Origin of the sequence: Planobispora longispora (genome assembly GCF_016863135.1) — a bacterium.
In the GTDB taxonomy this organism is placed as follows: Bacteria; Actinomycetota; Actinomycetes; order Streptosporangiales; family Streptosporangiaceae; genus Planobispora; species Planobispora longispora.
Genome location: NZ_BOOH01000013.1, coordinates 23,398 through 46,871 on the forward strand (window position 1 = coordinate 23,398; position 23,474 = coordinate 46,871).

Genomic DNA, 23,474 nt, shown 5'->3' on the forward strand with positions numbered 1-23,474 from the left:
CTCAGTCCTGGAGCGCGGCGCGCAGTTCGCCGACGAGTCCGGCGCTGCGCCGTTCCATGGACCGCAGGCCCAGGCGGCGGTGCGTCTCGGCGGCCTGCTCCGCGTGCGCCAGGGCCTCCTCGATCCGGCCCGTACGGCGCAGCAGCAGCGCGACGACGTCGTGGAGCGAGCCCCACGAGACGCAGCCCGTGCCCATCGTCATCAGCTGGGAGGCGATCGGCGTCAGCTGCTCCAGCAGGCCGTGCGGGTCGGGGCGGCCGATCCGGGCGGCGACGAGCCCCCACTGCCAGACCATGTACTGCCAGGCCCAGTCACGCTCGACGGTGACGCCCCAGCGGTCGATCAGCCGGTGGGCCAGGGCCTCGTCCCCGGCCTCCAGGGCGGCCAGCACGGCGGTGGGGCGCAGCAGCCGGTTGGAGTCGTCGTCCCCGGCCTCGACCAGCTGGTCCAGCAGGCCCTGCGGCTGCCGCCCCCGCCCCCAGGCGGAGAAGAACGTGCAGGCCATCTTGAGGGCGTCGGGTCCCCACAGACTGGTGCGCCGGTAGCTGTCGGTGGCGGCCGTCGTCAGGCGGTCGGCCTCGTCCCAGTCGCCGTCGAGCATGGCCCGCCCGACCCCGGCGTAGGTCACCTGCGTCTCGAGCTCCGGCATGCGCACCTCGGCGGTCAGCCGCTGGCAGCGCGCGAGCTCGGCGTCGAAGTCGGCCAGCATGCCCGCCCTGAGGAAGCCCGGCATGCGGTGCATCCGGGCGGTGATCTCGGTGGCGCGGGTCAGGCCCGGCAGGGTGAGGATCTCCTCGGCCGCCCGGTAGCGATCCTCGTCGTTCTCCGGCGTCCAGGCCGCGATGATGAAGTTGTTCAGGGCGCGCGCCAGCAGCTGCGGGTCCCCGGTCGCGCGGGCCAGCTCGACGGCCTCGGCGGCGTACCGCTGCCCCTCCCGCTGCCGCTCGCCGTAGTACAGCTCCACGCCGAGGGTTCCCAGCAGCTCGGCCCGCCGTCTCTCCTGACCGGCGGGCAGCCGGGACAGCTGGTCCTCCAGAACGGCGATCATGCGCCGGTCCACGACCCCGTAGGCGCGCCAGTTCCAGAGCGTGATCCCGCCGAAGACCGTCGCGGCCTCGATCACCGCGTCGTCGCCCAGGTCGGTGGCGAGCGTCACCGCCTCGTCCAGCGCCACCCGCGCCCCGACCACGTCGCCCGTCACCCGGCGGGCGCGGCCGAGCTCCACCAGCAGCGCGTAGCGGGAGGAGGACGCCTCCGGCGCGGACGGGTCGAGGGAGGCGAGCGCCTGCTCCCAGAACATGACCGCCTCGTCGTAGGCGAGCCGGGCCGAGGCCTGGGCGGCGGCCCGGGCCGCGTACGAGGTGGCCTTGGCCGCGTAGCCGACCCGCGCGGCCAGGCCGAAGTGGTGGGCCAGCACCGGCAGCCGCGCGTCCAGATCGCCCCGGGCCAGGCTCTCGGCCGCCTCGCCGACCCGCCCGTGCAGCTGCGCGCGCTGCAGGCGGCTCAGCCCCGAGTACAGCGCCTCCTGGACCAGCGCGTGCGAGAAGCGGTAGTCCCAGCCGCCGTCCACCTCCGCCAGGAGCCCCGTGGCCACCGCCGGTTCCAGCAGCATCATCAGCCGCGCGCCGCCGATCCCGGAGGCGGCCTCCAGCATGTCCGCGCCGACCTCGCGGCCGATCACCGCGGCGACCCGCAGCAGCGTCTGGGAGTCCTCCGGCAGGCGCGACACCCGCTGGGCGATGACGTCGCGCACGCCGTCCGGCACGGCCAGCGCGACCACGTCGGCCGTGGTCACCCGGTCCAGCGGGTGCACGCTGGCCAGCAGGCGCAGCAGCTCGCCGAGGAAGAACGGGTTGCCCCCGGTGCGGTCGTGCAGCGCGCGGACGAGCTCCGGGTCGGTGCCGCCGAGGTAGTCGGCGATCTGCTCGGTGGTGAAGGCGGTCACGCCCATGCGCTCGGTGCCCCGCTGCCGGGTGAGCTCGCCCAGCACGTCGGTCAGCGCCTGCCGCGCCTCGGCGGGTTCGGGGCGCAGGGTGGCCAGCACCAGAAGCGGCACCCGGTGCAGGTCGCCGGCGAGGAAGGTGAGCAGTTTCAGGGAGGCGGCGTCCGCCCAGTGGATGTCCTCCATGAGGACCAGGAGGGGCCTGGCGGACGCGCGCCGGGACAGCACCCGGGAGATGGCGTCGTAGAGCAGGAAACGCGCTGTGTCGGGGTCGGCGGCGTCCGCCGAGGGGGCCGTACCGTGGGGGCGGCCGTCGCCGGTCAGCCGGCGGAGCACCTCGTGAAGATCGTCACCATCGTCGTGGAACGCCTGCAGCACCTGGATCCACGGCCAGAACGCGGGCGCGCCGCTGCCCTCGATGCACCGGCTCCACACCACGGTGAGGCCCCGCCCGCCCGCCATCTCGGCCGCCGCCTCGGCGAGGCGGGTCTTGCCGATCCCGGACTCGCCGCTGACGAGGAAGACCCCGCCTCTGCCGATGCCGGCCTCCTCCACCCGGTCGGCGATCCGGCGCAGGTGCGGCTGCCTGCCGACGAGCCGGGGCAGGTCGCCCGCGGCGGGGACGGGGGCGAGGCCGGGCAGCGTGAGAACGGCGGGTGCCGCGGCGAGGGCGGGGACGAGGCCGGGCGCCGTGAGAACGGCGGGTGCCGCGGAGGGGGCGGGCTCCGCGGGAGCTGTGGAGACGCCGGGTCCCGCGGCAGCCGCGGAGACGTCGGATCCGGCGGGTGCGGCCGGCGCCGCCGGGGGCGTCTGCGGCCAGGGAGCGTGCGGCCAGGGGCCGTCGAGGGACGCGTCCTGATCGAGGATCGCCCGTTCCAGCCGCCGCAGCTCCGGGCTCGGGTCCAGCCCCAGCTCGTCACCGAGGAGCGTGCGGCAGCGCTGGTAGACGGCCAGGGCCTCCGCCTGCCTGCGGTCGCGGTACAGGGCGCGCATCAGCAGCCCCCACAGGCCCTCGCGGTAGGGGTCGTGTTCGAGCAGGCGCTCGGCCTCGACGGCCACCTCGGCGTGGCGGCCCAGGGCGAGCCAGGCCTCCGCCCGGACCGACAGCGCGGACATCCGCGTCTCGGTGAGCCGGGTGGCGAGGGATCCGGCGAAGGAGTCGTCGGGGAAGTCGGCCAGCGGCTCCCCCCGCCATTGCGAGAGGGCGGGAGCCAGGATGCGCTCGACCTCCTCCGGCCTGTTCGCGGCGAGGGCGGAGTGCGCGGCCTCGCACGCCGCGGTGAACCGGTTGGCGTCCACCTGCCCGCTGGAGATGTCGAGCAGGTAGCCGGGCTCGCGGGTGCGCAGGACGCGGGCGGGGGAGCGCGGGCTGCGCAGCGGTTCGAGGATCCGGCGCAGCTGGGAGATGTACGCCTGGAGCGTTCCCGTGGCACTGGAGGGGGGCTCGTCGGCCCACAGGCGGTCGATGAGCTGGTCGAGGGGGACGATCTGGGGGGCGTTCAGCAGCAGCAGCGCCAGGACGGCCCGCTGCTTGCGCGGGCCGATGTCGAGGACCGTTCCCGAGGAGTCCACGACCTCCAGCGGTCCCAGGATCCGGAAATCCAGCCCCGCGCCCGTCCCGTCCGCCTCGTCCACCGGGGCTCGCATGCCATCGACCGCCGTTCGCATCACAGTTCCCGCCCGAACCAGATGATCGCGGGGGAGTCGAAACTTCCCATATCGTACTGATATGTCCAGCTTGTGTCCCTCGTTTCTTCCGCCGCGACGGCCACAGGAGTGAACTCCGCCGCGCGCAGCAGCGCGCGCATCCCGTCGTCCCCCGGCGTGGCCAGATAGTGCACCCGCCGTATCCCGTCGGCGCGTAACTCGGTCAGCAGGTCGCCCAGGAGCCGTCGTCCCAGCCCCCTTGCCCGGTACGGCGCCGCCACCGCCAGCGCGCGCAGGCGGGCCAGGGGCGCGGTCCGTCCCGTCTGGACCAGGGCGGCGGCCAGCGGCGGCGCCTCGGCCGGGCCGCCCAGATCGGCCAGGACGTACATGCGGCAGCGGGCCGCGGAGACCTCGCCCAGGGCCGAGGTCAGCGCCGGGCCGAGCAGCCGGGCGCCCGCCGCGTTCACGTGCGCCGGGACCTCCCGCAGCAGCAGGGTGCTGAAGGACGGGGACGACCTGGGGTCGGGTGGCGACGGCATGCCCCCAGCATCGACCGGCGCTCTAGGACGCCGCTTGGATCCGCTTCGCGACCCCTCGGATCCCCCCGCCCGCCGCCGTCGCCCGCCCGTTCCCCCTCGCCTCCCCCGCCCGCCCGCACCGGGATCACCGTGTGGTTATGGAACCTTCCAAGCCGCCTCCTGGTGGCGCACAGGTCACGCCCCAGTGCCGTCCTAGAGGCACGTGGGATAACTGGCGGCGGATCAGGCGGACCCGCCCGATCACCTCTCACCACCCCTCACCAGGAGGAGACAACATGAGCGTTCACCCGGCTTCCGGCATCGCCGGCACGGACCTAGAGATCCTGCGCAAGGACGTCCGGGGGACCGTCCTCGCCCCGGGCCAGGACGGCTTCGAGGAGGAGGCGGCCGGGTTCAACCTCGCCGTCCGGCACCGTCCCGCGGTGATCGTGGGCGCCGCCGGCGCCGAGGACGTCGCCGCCGCGCTCCGCTTCGCCACCGCCCACCGCCTGCCCGTCGCCGTGCAGGCCACCGGCCACGGGGCGGTCCAGGCGGCGGACGGCGCGGTTCTGATCACCACGTCGCGGATGCGCGGCGTCAGCGTCGACGCCTCCGCCCGCAGCGCCACGATCGCCGCGGGCTGCACCTGGGCCGAGGTCGTCGAGGCGGCCGCGCCGTACGGCCTGGCCCCGCTCAACGGCTCGTCCTCCCGGGTCGGCGCGGTCGGCTACACCCTCGGCGGCGGTCTCGGCCCGATCGCGCGGACCTTCGGCTTCGCCGCCGACCACGTACGGGAGATCACCGTCGTGACCGCCGACGGCACGATCCGCGTCGCCGACGCCACCCGCGAGACCGACCTGTTCTGGGGACTGCGCGGCGGCAAGGGCAGCTTCGGCGTGGTGACGTCGATGACGATCGACCTGTTCCCGGTGACCTCCCTGTACGGCGGCGGCCTGTACTACGCCGCCGAGGACGCCGCCCGGGTCCTGCACGCCTACCGCGACTGGGTCGGCGCGCTCCCCGAGTCCGTCACCACCTCCGTGGCGATGCTCCGCCTGCCTCCGGCGCCCGAGCTCCCGGAGCCGCTGCGCGGGCGTTTCGTCGTCCACCTCCGCTTCGCCTGCGTAGGCGAGGACCAGGAGGCGGAGGCCCTGCTCGCCCCCATGCGCGAGGCGGCCCAGCCGATCTTCGGAGCCGTCGGGCGGATGCCGTACACCGAGATCGACGTCGTTCACAGCGACCCGGTGGACCCCATGCCGACCTGCGAGCGCGGCGCCCTCCTGCGCGAGCTCACGGAGGAGACGGTGGAGGCGATGCTGGCGGCCGCCGGCCCCGCCGCCGAGGTCCCGCTCGCCATCGTGGAACTGCGCCAGCTGGGCGGCGCGCTGGCCCGCGAGCCCGAGGAGCCGAACGCCGTCGGCGGGCGCGACGCCGCCTTCTGCCTGCTGGTCATCGGCGCCCCGGTGCCCGAGCTGATGGACACGGTGGTCCCCGCGTGCGTCCAGGCGACCGTCGAGGCCCTGGCCCCCTGGTCGACCGGGGGCGCGCTGCTCAACTTCCTGGGCGGCGGGTTCGACGCCGAGCGGATCTCCCGGGTCTGGCCGGAGGCGGCGCTGCGCAGGCTGGTGGAGCTGAAGGACCGCTACGACCCGGAGAACCTGTTCCGCCTCGGCCACGTCGTCCCGCGCGACGGCCTGCCGGGGGGTACGGGGCGGAAGGACCACCCGCAGCACTGATCGGTCCTCCTCACGGCTCCCGGGGCGGGGCGATGACCGGGCGGAGGACGTCCAGGACCGTCGCGTCCTCGATCGTCGAGGGCACCGGTTCGTCGGCGCCCTCGGCCATGCCCCGCATGGTCTTGCGCAGGATCTTGCCCGACCTGGTCTTCGGCAGCGCCGGAACCACGTCCACCCGCTTCAGCGAGGCCACCGCCCCCACCTCGTCCCGGACCGCCCGGACCAGCTCGGCGCAGACGACGTCGGGGTCGGCCTCCACGCCGCTCTTGAGCACCACGAAGCCGCGGGGGACCTGGCCCTTCAGCGCGTCGGCGACCCCGATGACCGCGCACTCCGCGACCGCCGGGTGCGCGGCCAGCACCGCCTCCATCGACCCGGTCGAGAGCCGGTGCCCGGCCACGTTGATCACGTCGTCGGTGCGGCCCATCACGAACAGGTAGCCGTCCTCGTCCCGGTAACCGCCGTCGCCGGTCAGGTAGTGGCCGGGGAAGGCCGACAGGTACGAGCCCACGTAACGCCCATCGTCCTGCCAGAGCGTGGGGAGGGCGCCCGGCGGGAGCGGGAGCCGCAGGCAGATGGCGCCCTCCTGACCGGGGGCGCACTCCCGGCCGTCGCCGTCGAGGACCCGTACGTCGTAGCCGGGGACGGGCACGGTGGGGGAGCCCGGCTTGATCGGCATGGGCTCCAGTCCCCGCAGGTTCGCCGCGACGGGCCAGCCGGTCTCGGTCTGCCACCAGTGGTCGATCACCGGGACGCCCAGCTTCTCCGAGGCCCAGTGGTAGGTGTCGGGGTCCAGGCGCTCCCCGGCCAGGAACAGCGTCCGCAGCGACGAGACGTCGTACTTCCCGAGCAGGGTCGCGGCCGGGTCCTCCCGCTTGATCGCCCGGAACGCGGTGGGGGCGGTGAACAGGGTGTTCACCCCGTGCTCGGCGATCACCCGCCAGAACGCGCCCGCGTCCGGCGTGCCGACCGGCTTGCCCTCGTAGAGCACGGTCGCCGCGCCGAGCAGCAGCGGGCCGTACACGATGTAGGAGTGGCCGACCACCCAGCCCACGTCGGAGGCCGCCCAGAACACGTCGTCCGGCAGGGCGCCGTAGACGTTGTGCATGCTCCACAGCAGCGCCACCGCGTGCCCGCCGTTGTCGCGCACCACGCCCTTGGGCAGGCCGGTGGTCCCGCTGGTGTAGAGGATGTAGAGCGGATCGGTCGCCTTCACCGGCACGCACCCCGCCGGGCCGGTCGCGGCGGAGGTCATGGCGGCGGCCCAGTCGACGTCCCGGCCGGGCACGAGCTCGGCGACGGCCTGCTCGCGCTGGAGGATCACGCACCGCTCGAGCCGGTGCGCGGCGAGATCGAGCGCCGCGTCGAGCATCGGCTTGTACGGCACCACCCGGCTCGGCTCGATCCCGCAGGAGGCCGAGACGACGACCTTGGGCCGCGCGTCGTCGATCCGGACCGCCAGCTCCTTCGGCGCGAACCCGCCGAACACCACCGAGTGCACCGCCCCCAGCCGCGCGCAGGCGAGCATGGCGACCACCGCCTCGGGCACCATCGGCATGTAGATCACGACCCGGTCGCCCTCGGCCACGCCCAGGTCCCGGAGCACCCCGGCGAACCGGGCGACCTCCGCCAGCAGCTCGGCGTAGGTGAAGCGGCGGACGGTCCCGGTGACCGGGCTGTCGTAGATCAGCGCGAGCCGCTCGCCGCGCCCCGCCTCCACGTGCCGGTCGAGCGCGTTGAAACAGGTGTTCAGCTCCCCGTCGGGGAACCAGCGGTAGAAGGGCGCGTCGTCACGGTCCAGGACGCGGCCGGGTGCCCGGCTCCAGGTGACGGCCCGGGCGGCTTCGTTCCAGAAGCCCTGGGGGTCGGCGATGCTGCGGGCGAAGGCGTCAGCGTACGACATTGCGCCATAATGCATCCGCTCATGGGCATCCGGGAGATGCCCTGTCGGCCAGTGGTCGGTTCCATGCGCTCGCCGGAGTCGGAAGCGGCCGCAACCGCTGGCCGAAAAAATACGGGAAATCATAATTAATCGGGATGCTCGGGGTGGGTGAACGGCGAGCGCGCCGATTGCCGCCGTCCGCCGGCGTGAACATTTTCCCGATGCGCCTCCCCGGCCTCTCGCGTTTCCTCTCGGCGGTCTGGGATCCTTGCGTTCCGGAGTGAGGGAGAAATCAAGAGACCCGGTCAGGGGTGAGGGATGTGCCCGTCGCTTTGAACTCCGACGGCCGCTTGGAGGTGTTCGTCCGGAGCGGCGGAAACGAGCTGTGGCACATCTGGCAGACCACGCCGGGCGGTCAGTGGTCCGGGTGGAGCTCTCTCGGCGGGAAGGTGTACGGAAGGCCGGCCGTGGCGGGCAACGCCGACGGCCGCCTGGAGGTGTTCGCGCCGGGCGGCCTCACCCGGCTGTGGCACATCTGGCAGACGGCGCCCGCCGCCGGCCCGTGGTCGGAGTGGCACCCGCTCGGCGAGATGACCTCACAAGGACCGGCCGTGGCGGGCAACGCCGACGGCCGCCTGGAGGTCTTCACCCCCGGCAACTCCAGGCGCCGCTTCGAGCACGTCTGGCAGACCGCGCCGAACAACGGCTGGTCCGAGCCGGGCGTCCTGGGCGAACTGCGGCACTGGCCCGGATCGCCCGTCGTCGGGCGCAACGCCGACGGCCGCCTTGAGGTCTTCAGCCGCTCCTATCGCGATTCCGAGCTGGTGCACGCCTGGCAGATCTTCACCCCCTCGGGCATCACCTGGTCCGACTGGCACCCGTTCGGCGGGAACGGGCCGGTAGCCGTCGGCGGCAACGCCGACGGGCGGCTGGAGATATTCATGATCGGTTCCGACAAGGCCCTCTGGCACCGGTGGCAGATCTTCACCCCCTCGGGCATCACCTGGTCCGGCTGGCGCTCGCTCGGCGGGGTGCTCGACGCCGAGACGCTCGCCGTGGGACGCAACGCCGACGGGCGGCTGGAGGTGTTCGCCCGCCCGGAGGTCCGGTCCGACGACGGGATCACGCGCCGGCCGGGACCGATATTCCACATCTGGCAGACGGCACCGGGCTCCGCCTGGTCGGAATGGGAGCCTCTCGGCGGGCTCGACACGCGCTTCGATGGAGGCCCGGTGGTCGGGCGGAACGCCGACGGCCGCCTGGAGGTGTTCGCCCGCGGTTTCGGGGGCCCGCTGTGGCACATCTGGCAGATATCCGAATCCGGGGGGATCTCCTGGTCGCATTGGGAATCGCTGGACGGGTCGGTTCAGGAAATGTAAGCCGATCGGAGAGCGAACATGCTGGTGTCCATCTTCCTCGCCGACAACGCCTTCGAACGCCTGGTCAAAATACGGCTTCTCGCGGAGTTCCGTCCGATCGACGAGCCGCTGCCCTACAAGGGCGAGTCCTGCTATATGGATGGGTTCGAAATAACGTCGATGCGGATCGGCCGGTCGTCGCGGCCGTTCACCTTCGCCCTCAACCGGCCGCAGCCCGACGGGACCGTCGCGCCGGCGGGTCCCGTCCTCGGGGTGGCGCCGATGGCCGTCAAGGTCAGCGGCGCGCTCCTGCTCGTCTCGTCCGCCGCGGTCAAGGCCGCGAGCCCCCCCGGGCCGGACGGGCGCCACGGCCTGCCGGACCGGCCGGAGCACCTGCGGGTGCCGATCATCGACGCCGAGCTCGACGCCTTCTTCACGGTCGCACCGGACGGCACGCCGCTGCTGAACCTCCCGCTCCGGGCGGTCCCCGGCGCCGAGCTCCTCGGCGACGTGCCGACCTTCCTCGGCGACCTGACCTCCCTGACCGTGCCCTTCCCGGTCAGGGACGCCTTCGCCGAACTGCTGGGACCGCAAGGGGGCCGGGTCCTCAACGCGGGCGTCGTCGCACTGACCGAGGGCCGGGGCGTGGAGATCCGGCTGGAGCTCGAACCGATCGCCCAGGGCGACGCCGCGGCCGAGAACGGCCGCCTGAGAGACTGGGCCGCCTTCTTCGCGGGCGGGCAGCCCGCGCTGCTCGCCGGCCACGACTGGGCGATCGACCTGCCGGCGGGGCCGCTCGCCGACAAGGGCGCGCGCGAGCTCGACGAGCAGTTCGGCAAGCCCGGCGTCGCCGCGCACTTCACCTCCAGCGGCGACGCCGGGGGCGCCTTCTCCCCCGGCAGACCGGGGTTCGACTTCCGCAAGCACGGCTTCTTCCCCGGCGGCTGCGCGGGCCTCGACATCCGGGCCACGGTGGAGTCGTCGACGACCCTGTCCGTCCCCGCCCCGGACACGCTCCGGACGAGCGTCGAGCTCGACGTCGACCTCGACGACTGGGACTCCTTCAAATGCATGCTGATCTCCCTGGTCAACCCCCTGGCGGGCATCATCACCACCTTCGACCAGGAACTGCCGTGGTTCGCGTTTCCGCTGGTCGGCGCGTTGCTGCCGCTGGTGCCGATAGCCTTCGGGCTCGGCGGCGACGACGTCCTGACCCGTGAAGCGATCAAGGAGGCGCAGAGCGCGGCCGCCGACAAGGACGGGACGGTCGTCGTCCGGACCGGCCTGAACAGCTTCCGCGTCGACGTCACCAAGAAGGTCACGACCCCGCTGACCCGCGACTGGCTGGTCGTGGAGGACGTCGCCGGCGCCGGGGACCGCCTCGTGCTGCGCGGCCGCTTCACCGCCCCGGACCTGCGGACGCTGCCGCGCCTGCGGGGGACGCTGAGCGACCCCTTCGGGTTCTGGACGGAGCGGGACCGCTGCTCCACCGCCGGGGAGTGGGAGACCTTCGCGACGCTGACGCTCGGCCTGGAGGACGAGACCGGCAGGCCGGTCCACCGGCCGGCGCTGCCGATCCGCTACGGCATCGACGTCCAGCCGGTCGACGGCAAGTACGCGGTGGTCGGCCAGACGACATGGAGGATCGTCGACGACGCGCAGCGGGTCTACACCGGCCCGGCCACGCTGGTCCGCTGGACCGGAAGCCCGCCGGGCGTCTTCGAGATCCAGGTCATCAACCCGCCCGAGCCCTTCCGCTCGGCGCCGTACCCGTTCCGCATGCGCTTGTTCACCTCGACCGGGGTGCGGGAGTTCGAGATCCCGGCGCCGCCGCCGGTGCCCCGGCCGCCGGAGACCGAGGAGGAGCGGATCGCCGAGGCGGCCAAGCGGATCTCCGACTGCTACACCTTCTCCACGCTGCTCACCCGGGTGAAAGCCCTCCAGGTGTTCTGGCTGCCCACGCCTCAGCCCGTGATCAGGACCGCCCAGCACTGGCTGGTCGCGATCCGCGGGCTCGACGGGGAGGACCGGGTCAACGTGTGGGACGCGCACACCCGCGAACTGCTCGCCGAGACCCGTCCCTACGCCGGGGGACTGACCGAGGTCTCGCTGGTCCTGCCCGCCGGGCAGGCGGTGCGGGCGCTGCAGCTCACGTTGAACGAGGAGCCGCCGATCCCGATGGAGACGTACGCCCGCCGGGTGGCCGCCCTGCGGGGCCGGGACGGGGCCGCCCAGCACACCGTCCTGATCCGCCAGACACCCCTCCACACCGTGGCCGAGATCGCGCTCGGCCGGGCGGCCGAGACGGTCGTCCCCCAGCGGGACCGGGAGCGGCTGAGCCTCTTCACCCGCGGCCCGGACGGGTTCGGACGCATCGACCTCGACCCTCTCGACCCGGGACGGCACCCGGTCGGCACGCGCGTCGAACCCGATGCCGCCCCCGGGGGGCAACTTCCCGGAGCCGGCATGCGGGTCACGCGGGCGTCCCACGAGGGACGCGCGGTGACCGAGATCGTCGAGACGGGCCTCGCCGGGCGGGAGCGGCTGGTCGGGCGCTACCGCGCCCGCCCCTGGTACGACCGCGGCGGCGTCGCCGGCGGTTTCTTCGCCCAGCTCGACGAGGCGGGCACGACGGTCACGCTGTACGTGCGGGGGGCGACGCGCACCGTCATGCCCGACATCGGCGCCCGCCGGCCATGAGGGGACGCCGGGACGCCTGAGCGGGGCGCTCAGCCGGACGCCCGTCCGGGTCCCGTCCCGCCCGCCGGGCGGGACCCATCCGGCGGACGGGACGACGCTCGGGGTGTGGTGACCGTGCCCGAGGTGCCGTCCACGGTGATCTCGTGCCCGGTGTCGACGCGCTCGGTCGCGCGGGCCACGCCGACGACCGCCGGGATGCCGTACTCGCGGGCGACCACCGCGCCGTGCGAGTTGGCCCCGCCCATCTCCATCACCAGGCCGCCCGCGGTCAGGAACAGCGGGGTCCAGCCGGGGTCCGTGGACGGGCAGACCAGGATCTCGCCGGGTTCCAGGTGCGCCCCGGCCGGGTCGAGGACCACCCTGGCGAGGCCGGTCACCGTCCCGGCCGAGGCCGGCGTGCCGGTCAGCGCGCCGTCCGCGGCGGCGGGGGCGGCGACCGCCTCCGGCTCCGTGCCGTCCGACAGGATCACGCGAGGGAGGTGCCTGCGGCGTCCCTCACGCGCGGCCTCCTCGCGCCGCTCGGACACGAGCGCGCGCAACGGGCGGGTCCCGTCCGGACCGGACGCGGAGACCGGTTCCGGCGCCGCCGGGGCCTCGTCCGGGCCGGGCGCGGAGGTGAGGGCGGCGCGGACCTCCGGCAGGGTGAGGAAGAACACGCCGTCCGGGGAGTCGAGGACGCCGCGGGCGGTCAGCTCGGCGCCGATGGTCCGCAGCTCGGCGCGCATCGCGGCGAAGGTCGTGACCATGAGGAACTTGGGCAGCTCCCGCAGGCCGGCCAGGGCGCGGGCCCGGCCGAGGGCGAAGCGGACGATCCGGCCGCGGAGGCCGCCCGCGCGGGTGCTCAGGGCCGTGATCGTGCGGGCCGCCTCGGCGGCGCCCGCGGCGAACACGGCGTCGGGGGCCAGCGCCGGGTCGTCCAGCCGCAGATAGTTGGCCACCACGCCGATGATGTGCGTCGGATCCTCCGACCAGCGGGGCACCCCGATGTCGATCTCGGCCACCGCGCGGACGCCGTACGTCGCCAGGAACTCGCGCAGCCCCCCGTCCACCGCGGCGGGCAGCGATCCCGCGTGGAAACGCGCGGCGAGGTCGGCGGCGGGAGTGGTCAGCAGCAGGGACGCGGCCTCGGCGTCCCGGCGGATCCGGGTGGCCAGGTCCCACAGGGCCAGGTCCATCTCGGTGGTCACGTTGTGCGGCAGGCCGCGCAGGACGGTGAGCATCTCGCCGGGGCGGGCGCGGTCGCCCAGCAGCCGGGAGGCCAGGCCGAACATGGCGAGCCCGGCCAGCGCGCTCGGCAGGATCGTCGGGACGACCGGGAAGACCTTGGCGGCTATCGTGCGCTCGACGAGGTCGAGCCGTTCGAGCGGGGTGGCGTCCTCCGGGGAGGCGAGCCGTGCCCGCAGCTCCGCCTCCACCCGTGCCGCGTCGCGGTGCGCGGCCTCCGGGCTCAGCAGGGCCCGGACGATGCGCGGGGGGACCCGGTAGCGGGTCGCGATCCGCGCGACCCGGCGCAGAGCGGGACGGACGGAGCGCTGGGTCACGCTGAACCGGGGGTCGCGGGCCAGCTCCCGCAGGACCACGGCCGACCTGGCCTCCATCAGGTCCAGCAGCCGGGGCGCGAGCGTCCGCCCGACCCGGCTCCGGATGACCCCGGTGACGTCGAAGAACAATCGCCCGCCGCCGACGGCGAGGATCGGCGCTCCCTCGCGGGGGTCGGGCACCGTGATGCCGTACACCCCGGCGGCGACCGACGAGACCAGCCGGAGGACCCCCTGGCCCATCGGCGTCAAGGGCTGGTAGACCCCCTGCGCGACGCTGAACGAGAAGTAGATCCGGGGGCCGGAGGGCGCCGGGGCGGTGGGCAGGCGCCGGGGGATCGGGAAGAGCGTGGTGATCGGGCGTGACTGGGTCAGCCAGAGGACGCCGTCGCCGTCGATCGCCCACTCGGTGTCCTGGGGCGCCCCGTAGTGGTCCTCGACCCGCCCGCCCAGCTCGGCCAGGGCCCCGATCTGCTCGTCGGTGAGGCACGCGCCGTCCGCCGCCGTCTCGACGTGCTCGACGCCGCCCTCCGGCAGGGGCCGTACGGCCAGCAGCTTGTCTCCCAGCCGCCGCTCGGTGATCCGCCCGGTGGCGATGTCCACCACGAAGTGGTCGGGGTTGACCGCGCCGGAGACGACGGCCTCACCGAGGCCGGGACTGGCGTCGATCACGGCCTCGCGCCGCCGCCCGGTGACGGGGTTGGCGGTGAACATCACCCCGGCGACCTCGGCCCGCACCATCTCCTGGATCACGACGGCCAGCCGCACGGTGCGGTGGTCGATGCCGTTCGCCGCCCGGTAGGCCACGGCCCGGTCGGTCCACAGGGACGCCCAGCAGTTCCGGACCGCCTCCAGCACGGCGTCCGGGCCGATGACGTTGAGGTAGGTGTCCTGCTGCCCGGCGAAGCTGGCGTGCGGCAGGTCCTCGGCGGTGGCGGAGGAGCGGACGGCGACGGGGCCGCGCGCGCCGCGTCGTACGGCCTCGGCGATGTCGTCGGGAACCGGCGCGTCGAGAATGATCTTCCGGGCCATCGCGGCCAGCTCGCCCAGTCCCCGCGTGTCCGTGGCGGGGGTCGCCTCCAGGGAGTCGAACACCGCCTCCAGGCTGCCGGACCGCTCGGTGACCCGCCGGTATGCCTCGGTGGTGACGCACCGGCCCGGCGGGACGGGGAGCCCGGCGGCGGTCAGCACGCCGAGATTGGCGGCCTTGCCGCCGACGAGCGGCAGCGCGTCCGCTCCGATCTCGTGAAATTCCAGGATCAGTGGAGCGTTCATGGTCGGGCCTCCTTGAACTCCACGATAAATCCGCGCGGCCATTAAATCAACAAGTGATGAAATAGTGGTCCGCCCGGAAGGGCTCAGGGGGCCAAGGGCTCAGAGGCTCAGGAGGTCGGCCGGAGGCGCACGCAGCACAGGCCGGGGGCGGGGGCGAGGCGGGCGGTCATCTCGGCGAGGGCCATGCCGTCCAGCACCCCGTCGAGCAGGTGCAGGTTCATCCCGCAGACGAGATCGGTGTGCTCGCGCGCCAGGACGTGGAAGGGGCAGTTGCGCAGGACGATGTCCCCGTCCCCGTCCCCGTCCCCGTCCCCGTCCCTGTCTGCGTCCCCGTCCCTGTCCGCGATGCGGGGCTCGTAGCCGTGGGCCGCGAGGGCGGCGAGCAGGGCGGCGCGGGCATCCTCGGCCTCGGCGACCCCTCCGGGTCTCCCGGCCCCCTCGTCACGTCCGGCTTCCCTGGTCTCCCCGCTCTTCCCGGCTCCTCCGGCTTCCCGGTCGCCCGCGGCCGGGCGCGCCGCCTGACCGATCTCCCTGCCCAGCCGGTGCGCCCGCCGCTCCAGCGCCGCCCGCGGCGACTCCCCGGACCGCTCGGCCTCCTGGAGGGCGCCGGCCAGCAGCAGGCCGGCCAGGTCGTAGTGGCGCTCGGGCAGGGAGACGGCGACGTCGCAGGCCGCGCGCCGGTACAGCTTGGCGGGGCGGCCGGCGCCGGGCCCGGTCCGGCCGGTGCGCCGGGCGAAGACCGTCTCCAGCAGTCCCTGCTCGGCGAGCCGTTCGAGATGGAAGGCCGCGGTGGTGCGCGGCAGGTCCAGAGCCTCGGCGACGTCGTCGCGGCTCACGGGCTCCGGCCGCCCTGTGACGTGGTCGTACACCTGGCGGCGCGTCGGCTCGCCGAGCGTGGCGACGGCGGTGATCCGGGCGGCCCTGAGCTCCTCGTGTTCGTCCACGGAACCACTCTATAGCCAACTTCCATTGACTAAATGAGGGGAGGGGGCTAGCTTTCTAACTGAAGTGAATCCTGTCTTTAGAAGGAGAAAACCATGCTCTCCAGCACTCCCGCCACGGGCTCTACGGGCGAGGCGGCCCTGTCCGACCCCGCCTACCGGGCGTTCCTGCTCCTGCGCGTGGTGTTCGCCGCGGCGCCGATCCTGTTCGGGCTGGACAAGTTCGCCGGCCTGCTCACCGACTGGCCGCGCTACCTCGCGCCGTGGATCGACGGCATCGTCCCGGGCACCGCCGAGCAGGCCATGTACGCCGTCGGCGTCATCGAGATCGTCGCCGGGATCACGGTCGCGCTGCTGCCGCGGTTCGGCGGCTGGATCGTGGCCGCCTGGCTCGCCGGGATCATCCTCAACCTGCTGACCGGCCCGGGCTTGTACGACGTCGCCCTGCGGGACTTCGGACTCCTGGCCGCCGCCGTGGCGCTGGCCCTGCTCGCCTCCCGGTACTCTCCCGCCCGGCGCGACCGTTCCCCATACTGAGTTCTCAGGCCGTACCGGCTTCTCAAGCTGTGCCGGCGTCCGAGCCGAGAGAAAGGGCTCCCATGGCCACCGAGCAGACGTTCGTCATCGTCGGAGCGGGCCTCGCGGGGGCGAAGGCCGCCCAGACCCTGCGGGAGGAGGGGTTCGCCGGCAGGATCGTCCTCATCGGCGCCGAGACCGAGCGGCCGTACGAACGTCCGCCGCTGTCGAAGGGCTACCTGCTCGGCAAGGAGGAGAGGGCCAAGATCTACGTCCACGACGAGGGCTGGTACGGCGAGAACGCGGTGGAGCTGCTCTCCGGCAGGCGCGTGACGCGTCTCGACCGGAGCGCCCGCCAGGTCGAGCTGGACGACGGGGGCCGCCTCGCCTACGACAAGCTCCTGCTGGCCACCGGCTCGTCCCCGCGCCGCCTCGACCTGCTGGGCGCGGACCTGGAGGGCGTGCACTACCTGCGCACCGTCGCCGACTCCGAGCGGCTCCGCGACGCCCTCCGGGGCGGCGGCCGGGTGGTCGTGGTGGGGGCCGGATGGATCGGGCTGGAGACCGCCGCCGCCGCGTGGGAGCACGGCTGCGAGGTGACCGTGGTCGAACCCCGGCCCGTGCCGCTGGAGGCCGCGCTCGGTCCGGAGATGGGCGCGTTCTTCGCCGACGTCCATCGCGGTCACGGCGTCGAGGTGCGGCTCGGCCTGGCGGTGGCCGGGTTCATCGGCGACAAGCACGTCCGCGCGGTGGCGGTGGACGGCGGCGACCAGATCCCGGCCGACGCGGTGGTCGTGGGCGTCGGCGCGCGGCCGGAGACCGGCATCGCCGAGCGGGCGGGCCTGACCGTCGGCAACGGCGTCCGCGTCGACGCGGCCCTGCGCACCAGCGACCCCTCCGTCTACGCCGCCGGCGACGTGGCCGAGGCCTTCCATCCGCGGTTCGGCACGCACATCCGCGTGGAGCACTGGGCCAACGCCCTCAACGGCGGACCGGCCGCGGCCAGGTCCATGCTCGGGCAGGAGGTCGTCTACGACCGCCTGCCGTACTTCTACACCGACCAGTACGACGTGGGCATGGAGTTCTCCGGCTGGTTCGTCCCGGGCGGCTACGACGAGGTGGTCGTCCGCGGGGACCTGCGGGCGCGCGACTTCCACGCCTTCTGGCTGGCCGGGGGGCACGTCGTGGCCGGGATGCACGTCAACCGGTGGGACGAGGGCGTCGCCCCGGTCCAGGAGCTGATCCGCATGGCCGCCCCCGTCGACCGCGACCGCCTCGCCGATCCCGCGGTCCCCCTGCCGGACCTCGCGAAGCTCTGACCGCTCCCCGCCGGGCCGGCAGGGGCGGTCCGGCGGGTGGTGCGACGGCGGAGAGCGGGATGGCGGGTGGTGCGACGACGGGGAGCGGCCCGGCGGGTGAGATCCGATCCGCATCGGGCCGAACCGCCGGCGGCTCCGCGGGGTAGAAAGATTTATGAGGTCTCGTCTCCTCCCCGCCGTTCTGCTGGCTCTGACGGTCGCCGGGACGGTCTCCGGCTGCCAGCCGGACCCCTTCCCGCCCGCCGGAGCCGGGAGCGGGAGCACCGCGCCGGAGCCCACGGGCGCCGTGCCGGGGTCCGCAGGCATCACACCGGACTTCGGGAGCGCCACGCCGGATCCCGCGGCGAAGCTGCGCCGCCCGTGGCCGGACTCACGGCTCGGGCCGGGGGAGCGCTGCCCGGTCACCACCGAGACCACGCGCCCGGACCCGGAGCTCGCGCCGCTGCAGGGCACGGGCCGGGCAGGGCCGGTGGGGCTGGGCGCGGACGGCCGGCTGGAGTACCTCCACCCCGACGACGGCGGCTGGACGGACCGCTCCTGGGGCGGGCAGAAGGTGCTGTGGGCGGTGGACCCCGGGCTGGACACGCTCGTGCTGGTCCGCGGCCGCCGGCTCGACGGCCCCGGCGAGGTGGCCTTCGGCGACCCCGCCGCACCCGAGCTCCTGCTCGACCCGGCCGAGGACGCCAAGCCCGGCGGCTGGCGGGACCATCCGTCCTACACGCGGCTGCGCGCCCCCGGCTGCTACGCCTACCGGATCGACACGGAGGCGGGCTCCTTCATGATCGTCTTTCGTGCCGTCGGTCCCGCGGTGACTCCCGGCGGCTGAGCCCTCCCCCCGGCCCGGCGACCCGCTCACGCCGGGCCCGGGGGGAGGAGCCGGCGGCTCATTCCTCCCCGGAGAACCTCTCCCAGGCGGACTGCCGCGTCATGCCCAGGGCCGCGCCGATCCTGGCCCAGGTGACGCCGCGGGCGCGCAGCCTGCCGACCCAGGTCTGCAGGTCGTCCTCGACCTGGGAGGCCACCGCCGCGACGCGGGGCAGGTGGTCGAGCATCTGCTCGTCGGTCATGCTCTCGGCCCAGGGGATCTCGGGCTCGGACGCGGCCTCCCGCACCTGGCTGAGGATGTCGTTGCAGAGCCGGACGCACTCGTCGCAGATGTGCACACCGGGGCCGGCGATCAGCTTGCCCACCTCGGTGCCGGCCTTCCCGCAGAAGGAGCAGCGGAGCTTCTCGCGGGTGGGGGACGTGGTGCTCATCGAGTCCTCCTCGATCATCGCCTGTCAGGCTGAGCCTGACGCCATGGGGTGACCGTACGCCGTCAGGGATAGCCTGACAAGAGGCGTCGCGCGATGACCGGAACCCGGCCGGGGGCGGATGGTGCGGGTGTGACGGGAGGGGCTTCAGAGGGTCACGGTAAAATGAGTCCAATTTGTGGCATAAGATGGCTTGTTGGTGCGTTCTGAACGGATGCACGCAATGACCGCACGGCGGCCGCTATGAGCGGTATCTACCCCGGTCGAAGCCCAAGCACGACGGGGCGCTCCCGACCGGGGAGCGCTCCGTCTGGACTCGGACGGAGACCCGTTGAAGTCTTACCTCGCCGTTCTCGGCTCCCCCGGCGCCTGGCGATTCCTCGCCCCCGCCTTCCTGGCCCGCCTGCCGTACGCCATGTTGCAGCTCGGCATCCTCCTGCTCGTGGAGTGGTCCACCGGCTCGTACGGCGCCGCGGGCATCGCCTCCGCCGCCGCGGCCGTGACGCAGGCGCTGGTCGGGCCGCGGACCGGACGCCTGGCCGACAGGTACGGCCAGGCCAGGGTGCTCCTGCCGCAGATCGTCGTCCACGCCGTCGCGCTCGGCACGCTGCTGGCGCTGGCCGCGACGCAGGCCCCGGCCGCCGTGCTGGTGGCCGTCTCGGCGCTGGCCGGCGGGTCGATGCCGCAGGTCGGCTCGATGGTCCGGGCCCGGTGGGCGCACGTTCTCGGCGGGACGGGGAAGCTGAACACGGCCTTCGCCCTGGAGTCGATCACCGATGAGCTGACCTTCACCCTCGCCCCGGTCCTGCTGGTCGCTCTCTCGACCGGTTTCTCCCCGGTCTGGGCCCTGTCGGCGGCGCTGGTCATGGTCGTGGCGGGCACGCTGATGTTCGCCGCGGTCCGCAGGGGCGCCCCCGAGCCGATGCCGGTCCGCGTCAGGTCCCAGGGCGGCGTGCTCCGGCTGCGCGGGGTGGCCGTGCTCGCCCTCGCCTTCGTCGCCCTCGGCACCGTCTTCGGCAGCCTCCAGGTCGGCATCACCTCCACCACCGCCGCCCTCGGCCAGCCCGGCGCGGCCGGGCCGATCTACGCGACGTTCTCCGGCGCCAGCCTCGTCGGCGGCGCCCTCTACGGCGTCACGCGATGGCGGGTGGGGGCCGAGATCAGGCTGGCGGCGACGGTCGCCCTGCTCTCCGCGGCCACGGTCGCGCTGAGCTTCGCCGGATCCGTGCCTCCGCTGTACGGCGCCGCCGCCCTGGCCGGGTTCGTGATCGCCCCCGCGGTGATCACGGGTTACACCCTGGTGGAACGGCTCGTCCCGGCCGAGGTCAGGACCGAGGCGTTCACCTGGCTGAACGGCGCGATCGGCCTGGGCATCGCCACCGGCGCCGCGGTCGCCGGCCAGCTCGTGGACCGGTTCGGCTCCACTTTCGCCTTCCTCGTTCCCCCGGTGACCACCGGCCTGGCCGCCCTGCTGGTGCTGTCCTTCCTGCGCACGCTGCGGCCCGGAGGCAGGGGGCGGTCCCGGGCCCGGGACCGCGAGCTCGTCACGACGTCATGATCCCGGCGCCGTGATCTCGCCGCCGCCCGGGGGTGAGCCTCGCTCCGGCCCGAGCGGGCCCGGCCCGGAAGCGGGCGCGGGCGCGGGCCGGAAGCGGGTGCGGGCCGGAAGCGGGCCGCCCCGGTCAGGCGCGGGCGGCCTGGGCCGCGCGGCGGGCCGCGCGACGCTCGACGAAGCGGGAGGCGGTGGTCTCCGTACGGTCCAGGAACTCGGCGAGCTCCTCGCGGGCCTTCTCGCCCTCGGCGTCGAGGCCCTTCAGGTCGAAGACGGCCCACTGGCGCAGGACCGGCATGAGCACGTCGTCCAGGTGCAGGCGCAGATCGTAGATCCCGGCGTTGGCGATGATCATCGCCTTGCGGGTGAAGCCCTCGATGCCGGTGCCGGGCATCTGGAAGGTGGTGACCACGTCGGTCACGGCGCGCATGGTCTGGCTCGGGGTGAGCTCGAAGGCCGCGTTGAGCAGGTTCCGGTAGAAGAGCATGTGCAGGTTCTCGTCGGCCGCGATCTTGGCGAGCAGGCGCTCGCAGTTCGGGTCGCCGGAGGCCTTGCCGGTGTTGCGGTGCGAGATGCGGGTGGCCAGCTCCTGGAAGGAGACGTAGGCCAGCGAGTGCAGCACCCCCTCGTAGGAGTTGGTGAAGCCCTCGCCCATGTGGACCATCCGGGCCCGCTCCAGCGCGACCGGGTCGACCGCCCGGGTGACGGTCAGGTAGTCGCGGATGGCGGTGCCGTGACGGCCCTCCTCGGCGGTCCAGCGGTGCACCCAGGTGCCCCAGGCGGCGTCGCGGCCGAAGGTGGTGGCGATCTCGTGGTGGTAGCTGGGGAGGTTGTCCTCGGTCAGCAGGTTGACGATGAGGGAGACCCGGGCCTCCTCGGGGATCGTCGAGTCCGTCTCGGACCAGGCCTCGCCGCCGAAGATCCCGTCGTAGTCGCGTCCTTCCGACCACGGGATGTACTCGTGCGGGAACCACTCCTTGGCGGTACTGATATGCCGGTTCAGCTCGCCGGCCACGACGGGCTCAAGTTCGTGCAGAAGCTCGGTCTGGCTGAGCTCTCGCATAAGGTCTCCCCACGCAGACTACGGAACCGTAACTTACGTTAACGTAGGTAAAACCTCCGACCGTAAGTGGGATTGGTCCTATTTATCGGTCTGAGGTTTGTGGTGTTCCACCTTGTGTCCCCCCGGCGCCTCCCCTCGCCGTCTCACCGCGTCCCCACCCCCGGGACCGTGGGGATTCCCTCGCCGAACCCGTATTAGTGCATGGTCGCCCCGCGCCCCGGCGGTGAAGGTGGGGAGGTGGAATTCATGATCCTCGGCCCGCTGGAGGTACGGCGGGACGGAAAGGCCGTCGAGGTGACCGGCGACCGGCAGCGCGCCCTGCTGACGGGCCTGCTGCTGCGCCGGGGCTCCGTGGTCCCCTTCGAGCAGCTGGTGGACGAGGTCTTCGCCGACCGGCTGCCCCGCCACGCCCGCAACACCCTCCATACCTGCGTGACCCGGCTGCGGCAGTTCCTCGGGCAGGACGGGATCGTGCTGACCCGCTCGCCCGGCTACCTGCTCGACGCCCCGGGGGACAGCGTGGACGCCGAGCGCTTCGCCGCGCTGGTGACCCGCGCCGGGCGCGCCGGCGACCCGCGGTCCCGGCTCGGCCTGCTGGAGGAGGCGCTGGGCCTGTGGCGGGGGCCCGCCCTGGCCGGGTTCGACTTCGCCAGGGCCGAGGCCGCCCGCCTGGAGGAGATGCGGCTGGCCGCCCGGGAGGAGCGCGCCGCCGCCCTGCTCGCCCTCGGCGAGCCCGAACCGGCCGCGGCGGACCTCGACGCGCTGGCCATCGCCCACCCGTGGCGCGAACGCGCCGTCACGCTCCTGGTCACCGCGCTCGCCCGGGCCGGACGGGCGCCCGACGCCCTGGCCGCCTACACCCGCCACCGCGACGCGCTCCGCGACGAGCTGGGCCTCGACCCCTCGGCGGACCTGCGGGAGCTGCACCGGCGCGTGCTCCGCGGCGAGCTGCGCCCCGCGCCCGGCCCCGTCGCGGCCGCCGCCCCCGCGCGCCGGGAGCGCCGTCCCCGTCCCCGCCCCGGCGACCTCATCGGACGCGAACCCGAGCTGGCGGCGGTCCGCGGGACGCTGGCCCCCGGCCGGATCGTCACCCTCGTCGGCCCCGGCGGCGTCGGCAAGACCAGGCTCGCCCAGCAGGTCGCCGACGACTACGTCGGCGAGCACGGGGAGCGCGGTGAGCACGGGGAGCACGTCTTCTGGGCGGACCTGGCGTCGCTCCGGGACGCCGCGGCCCTGCCGTACACGGTCGCCGCCGCCGTCGGCCTGGAGGTCGAGCCGGGCGTGGCGGTCGTGGACGCGCTCGGCGAGTGGGCCGGTACCGCGCGCGGGCTGCTCGTCCTGGACAACTGCGAGCACCTGCTGCCGGCCGTGCCGGAACTGGTGGACCGCATGCCGGGGGTGAGCGCGCTGGCCACCAGCCGCGAGCCGCTCGGCGTCGCGGGGGAACACGTCCTGGACATCCCGCCGCTGGAGTGCCGCCACGCGGTCGAGCTGTTCCGGGCCCGGGTCCCGATCCCCGGATTCGCCGCCGAGCCCGGCCAGGAGGAGCGGATCGCCGAGATCTGCCGGGCGCTGGACGGGCTGCCGCTGGCCGTGGAGCTGGCGGCGGCCAGGATCGGCTCGCTCACCGTGGACGACCTCGCCGGCCGGTTGGACGGGTGCTTCACGCTGCTGCGCCGTACCCACGCGGCGGGCCGTCACGGCGCGCTGGAGACGGTGATCGACTGGTCCTACGACCTGCTCTCCGCCGAGGAGCAGCGGGTCTTCCTCCGGCTCGCGGCCTTCGCGGGCACTTTCGACCTGGCCGCCGCCGAGGCCGTGGCCGGGCCGGAGACCGCCGACCTGGTGATCCGGCTCGCCGACCGGTCGATGCTGACCCGGCCCGGCCACGCGGGCGTCGGCCGCTACCGGATGCTGGAGACCGTCCGCGCCTACGCCCTGCGCCGCCTGGACGGTGCGGAGCTGCCGCGGCTGCGGCGCCGGCACGCCACGGTGATGGCCGAGCTGGCGGAGGAGGCCGAGGCGGGGCTGGCGGGACCCGAGGAGATCCGCTGGGCGCGGACGCTGGACACCTGGCTCGCGGACATGCGCCTGGCCTGGACCTGGGCGGGCGAGGCCGGAGAGCACGACCTGATGGTGCGGATCGCCGCCGCGCTCGTGCGCTACGGCTACTGGCGCGGCCGCCGCGACGTCCTGGCCTGGGGCGAGGCGACGGCGGCCGCGGTCTCCGGGCA

General features: G+C 74.1%; 14 protein-coding genes and 1 pseudogene. 8 read left to right on the forward strand and 7 right to left on the reverse strand.

The features are described 5' to 3' along the window. Window position 1 precedes the first annotated feature (1 nt). On the reverse strand, window positions 2-3,610 hold the full coding sequence (locus Plo01_RS07020) for an ATP-binding protein (RefSeq protein WP_203889688.1): 3,609 nt from the start codon (window positions 3,608-3,610) through the stop codon (window positions 2-4). Then, window positions 3,610-4,128: a GNAT family N-acetyltransferase gene (locus Plo01_RS07025; protein ID WP_203889689.1), complete on the reverse strand. Its 519-nt coding sequence runs from the start codon at window positions 4,126-4,128 to the stop codon at window positions 3,610-3,612. Before Plo01_RS07025 ends, Plo01_RS07020 begins: the two co-directional genes overlap by 1 nt. 275 nt (window positions 4,129-4,403) lie before the next feature. On the opposite strand from Plo01_RS07025, the gene Plo01_RS07030 reads away from it, so the two are divergent. Further along, window positions 4,404-5,843 (forward strand): FAD-binding oxidoreductase, encoded by a 1,440-nt coding sequence (locus Plo01_RS07030; protein ID WP_203889690.1) that lies wholly within the window; start codon window positions 4,404-4,406, stop codon window positions 5,841-5,843. A 10-nt stretch (window positions 5,844-5,853) separates the two neighbouring features. On the opposite strand, the gene Plo01_RS07035 is transcribed toward Plo01_RS07030, so the two are convergent. Beyond that, window positions 5,854-7,869, reverse strand: coding sequence for a propionyl-CoA synthetase (locus Plo01_RS07035; protein WP_444980756.1), 2,016 nt, complete (start codon window positions 7,867-7,869; stop codon window positions 5,854-5,856). A gap of 176 nt (window positions 7,870-8,045) precedes the next feature. Here Plo01_RS07035 and Plo01_RS07040 point away from each other — a divergent pair, with 176 nt between their 5' ends. Both Plo01_RS07040 and Plo01_RS07045 read left to right on the forward strand, forming a co-directional pair. Beyond that, on the forward strand, window positions 8,046-9,104 hold the full coding sequence (locus tag Plo01_RS07040; protein ID WP_203889692.1) for a PLL family lectin: 1,059 nt from the start codon (window positions 8,046-8,048) through the stop codon (window positions 9,102-9,104). 18 nt (window positions 9,105-9,122) lie between these two features. Continuing rightward, entirely contained in the window at window positions 9,123-11,783 is a 2,661-nt protein-coding gene (locus tag Plo01_RS07045) for a hypothetical protein (RefSeq protein WP_203889693.1), read from the forward strand. Between the two features lie 29 nt (window positions 11,784-11,812). On the opposite strand, the gene Plo01_RS07050 is transcribed toward Plo01_RS07045, so the two are convergent. Both Plo01_RS07050 and Plo01_RS07055 read right to left on the reverse strand, forming a co-directional pair. Next, window positions 11,813-14,596: a PEP/pyruvate-binding domain-containing protein gene (locus tag Plo01_RS07050; RefSeq protein ID WP_203889694.1), complete on the reverse strand. Its 2,784-nt coding sequence runs from the start codon at window positions 14,594-14,596 to the stop codon at window positions 11,813-11,815. A 107-nt stretch (window positions 14,597-14,703) separates the two neighbouring features. Next, window positions 14,704-15,540 (reverse strand): helix-turn-helix transcriptional regulator, encoded by an 837-nt coding sequence (locus Plo01_RS07055; protein ID WP_203889695.1) that lies wholly within the window; start codon window positions 15,538-15,540, stop codon window positions 14,704-14,706. 93 nt (window positions 15,541-15,633) lie between these two features. Between Plo01_RS07055 and Plo01_RS07060 the strand changes: the two genes are divergently transcribed. From Plo01_RS07060 to Plo01_RS07070, 3 genes are all read left to right on the forward strand, one after another. Further along, window positions 15,634-16,074: a DoxX family membrane protein gene (locus Plo01_RS07060; RefSeq protein ID WP_203889696.1), complete on the forward strand. Its 441-nt coding sequence runs from the start codon at window positions 15,634-15,636 to the stop codon at window positions 16,072-16,074. Between the two features lie 62 nt (window positions 16,075-16,136). Next, the gene (locus Plo01_RS07065; RefSeq protein ID WP_203889697.1) at window positions 16,137-17,372 is read left to right on the forward strand and encodes an NAD(P)/FAD-dependent oxidoreductase; all 1,236 of its coding nucleotides are present in this window, start codon (window positions 16,137-16,139) and stop codon (window positions 17,370-17,372) included. Between the two features lie 154 nt (window positions 17,373-17,526). After that, entirely contained in the window at window positions 17,527-18,198 is a 672-nt protein-coding gene (locus Plo01_RS07070) for a hypothetical protein (RefSeq protein ID WP_203889698.1), read from the forward strand. Between the two features lie 58 nt (window positions 18,199-18,256). On the opposite strand, the gene Plo01_RS41480 is transcribed toward Plo01_RS07070, so the two are convergent. Further along, window positions 18,257-18,628 carry a ClpX C4-type zinc finger protein gene (locus tag Plo01_RS41480; RefSeq protein ID WP_203889699.1) on the reverse strand — a complete coding sequence of 124 codons (372 nt, stop codon included), beginning with the start codon at window positions 18,626-18,628 and terminating at the stop codon, window positions 18,257-18,259. A 328-nt stretch (window positions 18,629-18,956) separates the two neighbouring features. Between Plo01_RS41480 and Plo01_RS07080 the strand changes: the two genes are divergently transcribed. Next, entirely contained in the window at window positions 18,957-20,183 is a 1,227-nt protein-coding gene (locus Plo01_RS07080; protein WP_203889700.1) for an MFS transporter, read from the forward strand. 124 nt (window positions 20,184-20,307) lie between these two features. Here the strand turns inward: Plo01_RS07080 and Plo01_RS07085 are convergent, their stop codons facing one another. Beyond that, window positions 20,308-21,240, reverse strand: a complete 933-nt coding sequence (locus tag Plo01_RS07085; protein WP_203889701.1) for an acyl-ACP desaturase — start codon at window positions 21,238-21,240, stop codon at window positions 20,308-20,310. A 246-nt stretch (window positions 21,241-21,486) separates the two neighbouring features. On the opposite strand from Plo01_RS07085, the pseudogene Plo01_RS41535 reads away from it, so the two are divergent. Continuing rightward, a pseudogene (locus Plo01_RS41535) lies at window positions 21,487-23,178 on the forward strand (ATP-binding protein); the annotation flags it as partial. Between the last annotated feature and the right edge of the window lie 296 nt (window positions 23,179-23,474).